1 protein-coding gene is annotated in these 1163 nt (G+C 38.7%); it reads left to right on the forward strand.

All coding sequences use genetic code 11. From position 1 onward, the window contains the following. Window positions 1-320: 320 nt before the first annotated feature. Window positions 321-1088: an RHS repeat domain-containing protein gene (locus D0T84_RS22270; protein WP_163310108.1), complete on the forward strand. Its 768-nt coding sequence runs from the start codon at window positions 321-323 to the stop codon at window positions 1086-1088. The last annotated feature ends 75 nt before the right edge of the window (window positions 1089-1163 follow it).

Here is a 1163-nt window from a genome sequence, read left to right on the forward strand (position 1 = left end):
ATTTTGTTTTGTTGCTACTACAAAGATAAGCAGAAGAGCGGATTTTTTATTTTTTAAAAGTTCGCTCTGTTTTTTAGCGGACAGTAGTGATAATAAATGCTGCCAACCAAATGCAAATAGTTTTCTACTGATGAAAATGCTGGCGAAATGAAAACTATTTGGAAACTTTTATATTCGTAAGGAGAGACTAGTTAAATTTACTCTTGCTATAGAGGTAGCTCGGCAAGTATAACAGGACGGGCAATAGATAGTTACTCGCCACATTAAAGCGTATACTGATTGACGGCGGCTATATCGAAGGCACTACCTATCATTTCTATATGAATGACCATCTGGGTAATAACCGTGTGGTGGCTAATGCCAGCGGTACATTGGTTCAGAAGAATCATTATTATCCTTTTGGTTCGGTCTTTGCAAGTACTACAGGGGCAGGGAAACAGCCGTATAAGTACAACGGTAAGGAGCTGGATGCGATGCATGGGGTGAATTTGTATGATTACTCGGCAAGGTATTATGAGAGTGGTATAGGTAGGTTTACGAGTGTGGATCCGCTGGCGGAGAAGTATTATAGTTGGAGTCCGTATGTGTATGTGATGAATAATCCGTTGAAGTTTATAGACCCTACAGGAATGGCTCCTGTCTATAATGAGAGGGGAGAACTTATTGGAACTACAGAAGATGGATTACAAGGAGATGCTATTTTTATGAATGCAAATAATTTTACACAAGGGATGTCCAATAAAGATGCCTCCAAACATAATCTTGGAATTAGTGCTTTAGATGACAAAGCACAAGAAAGCTATCAAACAAGTTTTGATGGATTAAAAGACAGACCTGATTATGATGGATATCTGACACCAGAAGAAGCAGAAGCATGGTATAGAGATGGAGGTGGCAAGCCTCTGTATGTTGATGTTGGAAAAATAGATTTAGGTGGAGCATGGGCTAGTAATTTTAAAATAGGAGAAGAGAAAGGGCATAACTTCTTCCTCATGTCTCCTAAAAACTACGTAACAGCAAGAGTTTATGGAACTCTCGCTATAACACTATTGGATGATAATGGCACTGCTAGTGTCATGTCAATTTGATAATGTCTGACAAATATCGTATATTTGCCACAAAAGCAACTATGGCAATACGATACAAAGTGACATTAACTGAGG

The organism is Dysgonomonas sp. 521, from assembly GCF_010501055.1.
In the GTDB taxonomy this organism is placed as follows: domain Bacteria; phylum Bacteroidota; class Bacteroidia; order Bacteroidales; family Dysgonomonadaceae; genus Dysgonomonas.

What these genes read in the sequence shown, in the direction of transcription:
- D0T84_RS22270 (WP_163310108.1), top strand. Translation starts at nt 321, where the DNA reads ATGAATGACCATCTGGGTAATAACCGTGTGGTGGCTAATGCCAGCGGT.